The sequence below is a fragment of the Calditerricola yamamurae genome (assembly GCF_054654135.1).
In genome coordinates this window covers 224,215-231,104 of sequence record NZ_BAAIFH010000005.1, presented here as the reverse complement: position 1 = coordinate 231,104, position 6,890 = coordinate 224,215, and the positions used below count along the sequence as shown (strand labels likewise).

Annotated in this window: 8 protein-coding genes; 4 read left to right on the top strand and 4 right to left on the bottom strand. The window is 59.0% G+C overall.

The genetic code is table 11. The features are described from left to right. Positions 1-80: 80 nt before the first annotated feature. The 4 genes from ACYQ0Z_RS06325 (at position 81) to mqnE (ACYQ0Z_RS06310) (ending at position 4,170) form a co-directional block, all read left to right on the top strand. On the top strand, positions 81-1,250 hold the full coding sequence (locus ACYQ0Z_RS06325) for a DDE-type integrase/transposase/recombinase (RefSeq protein WP_459863705.1): 1,170 nt from the start codon (positions 81-83) through the stop codon (positions 1,248-1,250). A gap of 224 nt (positions 1,251-1,474) precedes the next feature. Continuing rightward, a complete protein-coding gene (gene mqnE, locus ACYQ0Z_RS06320) occupies positions 1,475-2,581 on the top strand; it encodes an aminofutalosine synthase MqnE (RefSeq protein WP_459865602.1) in 1,107 nt (368 codons plus the stop codon). Between the two features lie 149 nt (positions 2,582-2,730). Beyond that, positions 2,731-2,982 carry a hypothetical protein gene (locus ACYQ0Z_RS06315; RefSeq protein ID WP_459865601.1) on the top strand — a complete coding sequence of 84 codons (252 nt, stop codon included), beginning with the start codon at positions 2,731-2,733 and terminating at the stop codon, positions 2,980-2,982. Between the two features lie 78 nt (positions 2,983-3,060). Beyond that, on the top strand, positions 3,061-4,170 hold the full coding sequence (mqnE, locus tag ACYQ0Z_RS06310; protein WP_459865600.1) for an aminofutalosine synthase MqnE: 1,110 nt from the start codon (positions 3,061-3,063) through the stop codon (positions 4,168-4,170). Positions 4,171-4,273: 103 nt separating this feature from the next. On the opposite strand, the gene ACYQ0Z_RS06305 is transcribed toward mqnE (ACYQ0Z_RS06310), so the two are convergent. The 4 genes from ACYQ0Z_RS06305 to ACYQ0Z_RS06290 all read right to left on the bottom strand — a co-directional run bounded on the left by ACYQ0Z_RS06305 (position 4,274) and on the right by ACYQ0Z_RS06290 (position 6,889). Continuing rightward, a complete protein-coding gene (locus tag ACYQ0Z_RS06305) occupies positions 4,274-4,522 on the bottom strand; it encodes a VanZ family protein (protein ID WP_488193079.1) in 249 nt (82 codons plus the stop codon). Between the two features lie 476 nt (positions 4,523-4,998). Beyond that, entirely contained in the window at positions 4,999-5,280 is a 282-nt protein-coding gene (locus ACYQ0Z_RS06300) for a DUF1450 domain-containing protein (protein ID WP_459865598.1), read from the bottom strand. Positions 5,281-5,325: 45 nt separating this feature from the next. Further along, the gene (locus ACYQ0Z_RS06295) at positions 5,326-5,655 is read right to left on the bottom strand and encodes a YuzD family protein (RefSeq protein WP_459865596.1); all 330 of its coding nucleotides are present in this window, start codon (positions 5,653-5,655) and stop codon (positions 5,326-5,328) included. A 94-nt stretch (positions 5,656-5,749) separates the two neighbouring features. Continuing rightward, the gene (locus ACYQ0Z_RS06290) at positions 5,750-6,889 is read right to left on the bottom strand and encodes a bifunctional cystathionine gamma-lyase/homocysteine desulfhydrase (RefSeq protein ID WP_459865594.1); all 1,140 of its coding nucleotides are present in this window, start codon (positions 6,887-6,889) and stop codon (positions 5,750-5,752) included. Position 6,890 lies beyond the last annotated feature (1 nt).

Genomic DNA, 6,890 nt, shown 5'->3' with positions numbered 1-6,890 from the left:
CAATCGCTCAGCTAAAATCTAACCGAAGGGAGACTGGATCACTCACATCGAAATCTTACCGAGGGGGATGTGACGTGACCATGTCTCTTCAAAGCCGTCGCGAATACCTTACACAAATCCGGAAATGGTATGCCAAAGCCTCGTCCCGAAAAGAAAAGTCGCGCATTCTCGATGAAGTCACGCGCGTGCTGGGGTATCACCGCAAGTACGCTATCCAGGTTCTCAACGGCCCGGAGTGGAAACCCAAACAGATCCGGCGCAAACGGCCCAAGCGGTATCAAGAAGCGCTCCCTGTCATCCGAACCGTTTGGGAAGCCCTTGACTACCCTTGTGCCGAACGCCTCCATCCGGTCCTCCTGCCGACTGCCGAGCATTTAGAACGCCATGGAAAACTTCGCTTAACCTCGCTCATCCGCCAGCAACTCGCCCAAATCAGCCGATCTACGCTCGCTCGGCGCCTGAAGGAATTCGATTCGCCCAAACCCAGACGCTTTATGCGCCCCAAACCCACCAATCGCTTGAAAAGGGACATCCCTGCAGGCCGGCTCCCTTGGAACGAATCCCGCCCCGGCGCCCTGGAAATCGATCTCGTCGAACACAATGGCGGCGACTCGTCCGGCCAGTTCGCCTGCACCTTGTCGGTTACCGACATGGTCACCGGCTACAGCCGCCGCCAGGCCATCCTCGGCAAAAGCCAAAAAGCCGTCTTCGCTGCCTTGGAATCCATCCTCTCTCAGTGGCCTACAGCTGTCCATACCCTCCACAGCGATAACGGTTCCGAGTTCTTGAACCATCATCTCCTCCGTTTCTGCAGGCAAAAAGGAATTGCGTTTATGCGCAGCCGTCCCTACCGCAAAAACGACAACCCCCATGTCGAACAGAAAAACCGCCAGTTCGTTCGCGAGATCGTGGGCTATGCCCGCTACGACACCCCAGAGGCTGTGGAGTGGCTCAACGCCGTCTATGCCCTCCTCGACCCCTACGCCAATCTCTTTTTGCCCACCCGCAAGGTCGTCGAAAAATCCTACGAAGGCAAGCGCATTCGCAAACGCTTCGACCAAGCCCGCACGCCTTTCCAACGCCTGATCGAAAGCGGCGCCTTAAAACCGGAGATGGAACACGTGCTCAAGGCTCAGTTTGAAACGCTCAACCCGCTCGATCTTCATGATGAGCTCGAAAAAATCGTGGCTCGGGGTCCTTGGGCTCCCTCCCCCGAGCCACCTAACCAAGAACCTCTTGAGGTCGGGTAGACCTCAACTCCATTTTCCTACCTGAGGGAGCCTCTTGCCAAGAGTATTCGGTTAGGTTTTTACGTGAGGGATCGGTTTCACTTCGGTTAGGTTTTTATGTGAGTTGACACGTGGGTTCCGAACCGTTCCCCCGCGGGATCCGGCAAAAATGGTATAATGGGGGCGAATGAGGCGACGATCGGCAACCCCGACGGCCGTCCACCATACCCGAAAGGGGGAGCGCCATGCACGCGGCGATCACCACCGATTCGCTCGAAGACATCCGCGCCAAAGTGGAGCGCGGCGAGCGCCTGTCCTTTGACGACGGGGTCCGCCTGCTTCGGTCGCCCGACCTGCTGACCATCGGGCAACTGGCCGACCAGGTGCGCAGGCGCCTGCACGGTGACAAAGTCTACTTTATCGTCAACGCCCACCTCAACTACACCAATGTCTGCTACCTCGACTGCAAGCTGTGCGCCTTCGGTGTCAAGCCCGGCCATCCGCGGGCGTATACCCTTTCGTTGGAGCAGATCGAGCAAAAGCTTAAAAGCCTGGCGGGAAAAGGCTTTACCGAGCTGCATATCGTCGGCGGGGTCAACCCCAAACTCCCCTTCTCCTATTATGAGGACATGATTCGCCTGGCCAAGCGGTACCTCCCGGAGGCGCACATCCAGGCCTTCACCGCCGTCGAGCTCGACTACCTGGCCCGCGTGTCGAAAATGTCCGTCGAAACGGTCATCCTTCGCCTGCGGGAAGCGGGGCTGGGCTCGATCCTGGGCGGCGGGGCGGAAATCTTTCATCCGGAAATCCGCGAGATCATCGCCGGGCACAAAACCGACGCCGAACGGTGGTTTGAAATCCACGAAATCTGCCACCGTTTGGGGATGAAATCAAACGCTTCCATCCTGTACGGGCACATCGAGAAGCCGGAACATGTGATCGACCACCTGATCCGCCTGCGAGAGCTGCAAGACAAAACGGGCGGTTTCCAGGCCTTCTTCCCCTTTGCCTTTCACCCGCAAAATACCAAGCTGGCCCAAGAGTTCGACCTCACCGGCGAGACGACCGGTTATTACGACTTGAAAATCCTCGCCGTGGCGCGGCTGATGCTCGACAACATCCCGCACATCCGCGCCTTCTGGATGATGATCGGCCTCAAGATGGCTCAGGTCTCCCTGAGCTTCGGCGTCGATGACCTCGACGGCACGGTGATGGAAGAGCAAATTGTGCACGCCGCGGGGGCAACAACGGCACAGATGACGCCGAAGGAGAGCTTCATCCGCATGATCAAGGAAGCTGGCCGCATCCCCGTCGAACGGGACACGCTGTACAATGAGCTGCGCGTGTACTAGCCCTTCCCGCCCGCTGTGGGCGGGCATTTTGTTTGCGCCCCGCGGGAACGCGTCCGGACGTCCGTGGCCGCGCTCTTGCGTGGCGAAACGAAAAGGAGTAACATGGAGGACGCACGCGCCAGCCACCACAACGCGGGAGGGAGGAAGAAATGGACACGCGCATTCGCGTCGTGCCGCTTCCGGAACGCGATCCGGACGGCTACAACCTGTACCTTCACCTGACCCTCATGACCGCCCACGAGATGCAGCAACTGTTTGAGCAGGTGGAATCCCTTCCCCTCTTCGAGGGTGTGGAATGCCGCAAGGTGGCGCTCAATGAGCGGCAATTCGTGATCAAGGTGGACCTGAGCGACGAGGACCTGGAAACGGTAAAGGGGCGGCTGGCGGAGGCCACGTCCTGACCACCGGAGGCCTTCCCCTCTCTCCCCTTTCCGTGTGATATGATGGTAAAGGGAGTCGGAGAGGGGGGAACGGGACACATGCCAACCACGACCACAGCCACCATTACCGATCCGCGCTTGGTTCCCATCGCCGAAAAGGTGGAGCGCGGCGAACGGCTGACCAAAGAAGACGGCCTTGCCCTTTACGAATCGCCGGACTTGCTCACCATCGGGCGGCTTGCCGACATGGTAAACCGCCGCAAGAACGGTGACCGCGTCTACTTCATCGAGAACATGTACATCAACCCCACCAACGTGTGCGAGGCCCATTGCCGGTTCTGCGCGTTTCGCCGTGATCCGGGAGAAGACGGGGCCTACACGATGTCGCCCGACGAGGTGCTGGAGTACGTCGCCCAGCGCTTCAATCCCAACATCCGCGAGTTTCACATCGTCGGCGGCCACAACCACACGGTGCCCTTTGACTACTACCTGGACGTGATTCAGGCGCTGAAACGCCACTATCCGCAGGTGACGATCAAGGCCTACACGGCGGCGGAAGTGGTCTTCTTCGCCAAGCTGGCCGGCTTGACAATCGAAGAGGTGCTCACCGAGCTGCACAAGGCCGGCGTCGAGACGCTCCCCGGCGGCGGGGCCGAGATCCTGACCGAGCGTTACCGGCAAAAGATGGCCCCGGAGAAGGCCAGCGTGGAAGAATGGCTGAACGTCCACCGCATCGCCCACCAGATGGGGATGAAGACCCACGCCACGATGCTGTACGGGTCGATCGAAACGCTGGAAGAGCGGATCGAGCACATGCTGCGCATCCGCGAGCTGCAGGACGAGACAGGAGGCTTCCTCGTCTTCATTCCGCTGGCCTGCCAGCCGATGAAGCCCACCGCCTCCATCAAGCGGCGCACGTCGGCCTTTGACGACATCAAGACGATCGCCATCAGCCGCCTGATGCTGGACAACGTGGACCACATCAAGGCCTATTTCATCAACATCGGCACGCAGCTGACCCAGCTGGCCCTTACCTTTGGCGCCGACGACGTGCACGGCACCCTCGTCGAGGAACGGATCAGCCATGCCGCCGGGGCGCTCACGCAGACAGCGCTGACGCGCGACGAGCTGATCTGGCTGATCAAGGGGGCCCACAAGACCCCGGTGGAGCGCGACACGTTCTACAACGTCGTGCGCGTGTACGCGTAAGCGACACGCATGCCGTGCAAAAAGGCGTGCGGAAAAAAGGCCCTGTTCTCGCAAGAGGCGAGGACATGGGCCTTTTTTGGGATTTCTCACATTCTGACTATGTTTAGTGCTTGTTTATCGTTATTTCAATATATTTTAGGAACGGCGATTTTTTTATATCTAAATTATTTACCATCTTCTTAAAAAGAAAACCAAAGACTTTAAAAACCATAAACCCAAGAATGACACCAAAAACGTTAAGAATCACATCGTTTATATCAATTGTTCGATAAGGAAAGCCTAAGAACAAAGAAATCATTAATTGAAGGGATTCGATTACCACACAAAAACTAACTCCGTAAATCATTAACATTTTTTCGTTACATTCAAAAGAAAAGGAAGACCAAAACCAAACGGTACGGTCAAAAGAATGTTATACAAAACTTGCTCATTAACAATATTGATATCGAAAGGAATCAAATTAATACCCGATGAAAATTTTAACTCTCTTTGCATGATCTCAGCCATTCCTGATCCGATTGGTATTGGAAAAATGGTGTATTTCAAAACCCCTAATAAGTACGATCCCTAATAATGCTGTTGACAAATCAAAATCAATTAACAACGTTGATCACTCCTTACCAAAAATTAACGCAAAGAGGGGCAGATCGGAGCCACAGGCAACATCTGACCCGTTGAAAATGATCAGGGCAATCAGAACGCAGAAAGGGACGGAATACCGCCCCTTTCTCTTTTTGACTAAAAAGAGGACAACCCCGGCAGTTAGGGCGGGGCTCCCCGTTCGAAACACCGCACCTGCCTTTTGGGCGGCGCGGTATTTTGTACCCTTCAGTCATCGAGCTGCTTGATCAGCTTGTCGAGCTCGACCCGCTTTTCCCGTTCCTTCTTCAAATACGCCTTGATGTTGGCGACCAACTCCTCGGGGTTGTCCCCGGTGACGATCTCCCCGTTGACCATGGCGTAGAGCGTCGTGGCGCACAGGCTACAATTGCCAAGGCAGCCGTATTCCACAATCTCCGCTTCCAGCTCGGGATCTTCCATGAGGGCATCCAGCGCCTTCTGCGAACCGTGAGCCAAGTTCGTGCTGCAAAACTCGATCACGACGTCCATGTCCATCCCTCCTCTTCCACCGCCACGGTCACCGGGCACCGACGACTAGCCGCCGGACGGATCGCTTTCGGACAGGCCGAGGGCAGCCAGTTTGTCCAGCACCGGCTTCAGCTCCACAACTCCCTCGGCAACCGCTTCCCCGCCGATCACCACCAAGGGGTAGAAAAACTCGTCGTCCAGAACACGCCGCGCCCACTCGGCATCCGCAGGCGTTTGGGGCGCGTAGATGTCCACGTAGCGCACGGCAACGCGCTCCACGCCAAATTTCCGCCCCAGCACCGCCTGCAGCCATTCAACCGTCTCCTTTGACGACGGCGCGTTGACGCAGCTGGGGCAGCGCACGTCGGCACCGTACACGGTCACTTCGACGGACATCGCCCCTCCTCCTTTCCCTCGACACCCCGTAACTGGCCTTCTCTTCGCCGGCACAACCGTCCGGCACACGGGCGTCCCGCTGTCGTCCTTCCCCTTACGCGCCGGCCAGCGCCTGTTCCAGGTCCTCGATCAGGTCGGCGGCGTCTTCCACACCGACGGAGATGCGAATCAGCCCATCGGTAATGCCCAGTTCGGCGCGCCGTTCCGGCGGGATGGAGGCGTGGGTCATGCGGGCGGGAATGGAGATGAGGCTCTCCACGGCGCCGAGGCTTTCGGCCAGCGTGAAGAAGCGCACCCGGCGCACCACGCGCTCGGCCCGCTCGCCGCTGCCCACGTCGAAGGAAATCATGCCGCCGAAGCCGCGGGCCTGCCGTTTGGCCACGTCGTGCCCCGGATGACTGGGGAGTCCCGGGTAGTACACGGCGCGGATGTCGTTGCGCGCGGCCAAAAACCGGGCCACGGCGGCGGCGTTGGCTTCATGGGCCTCCATGCGCAAGCCCAGCGTGCGGATACCGCGGATGAGCAGGTAGGCGTCGTGGGGACCCAGGACGCCGCCGACGGAATTCTGGAGGAAGTGCAGGCGCTCGCCCAGCGCGGGATCCTTCACCACAACCAGACCGGCCACAACGTCGCTGTGGCCGCCAAGGTACTTCGTCGCACTGTGCACGACGATGTCGGCACCGAGGGCCAGCGGGTTTTGCCAGTAGGGGGTCATGAAGGTGTTGTCGACGATGGTGAGGAGGCCATGCTCGCGGCACAGCCGGGCCACGGCGGCGATGTCCGTCACCTTGAGCAGCGGATTGGACGGCGTCTCGATGACGACCGCCTTCGTCGAGGGGCGGATGGCCGCGCGGACGGCATCGAGGTCGCGCGTATCGACAAAGGTGGCCTCCAGGCCCAGGCGGGCGAACACCTTCGTCAGCACACGGTACGTCCCCCCGTAGACATCGTCGCCGACGACGACATGGTCGCCCTGGTTGAAGAGCATCATCACCGTGGAAAAGGCGGCCATGCCCGAGGCGAAGGCCAGCCCCCGCACGCCCCCTTCCAGGTCGGCGATGAGCGCTTCCAGGGCCGCCCGCGTCGGGTTGCCGGTGCGGGAGTACTCGTAACCCTTATGGTGCCCGACACCTTCCTGTTTGTACGTGCTGGTGAGGTACACCGGCACGGTGACGGCACCGGTGTGGGGGTCACCGGTAATGCCGCCGTGAATGAGCCGCGTCTTCATCCGCATC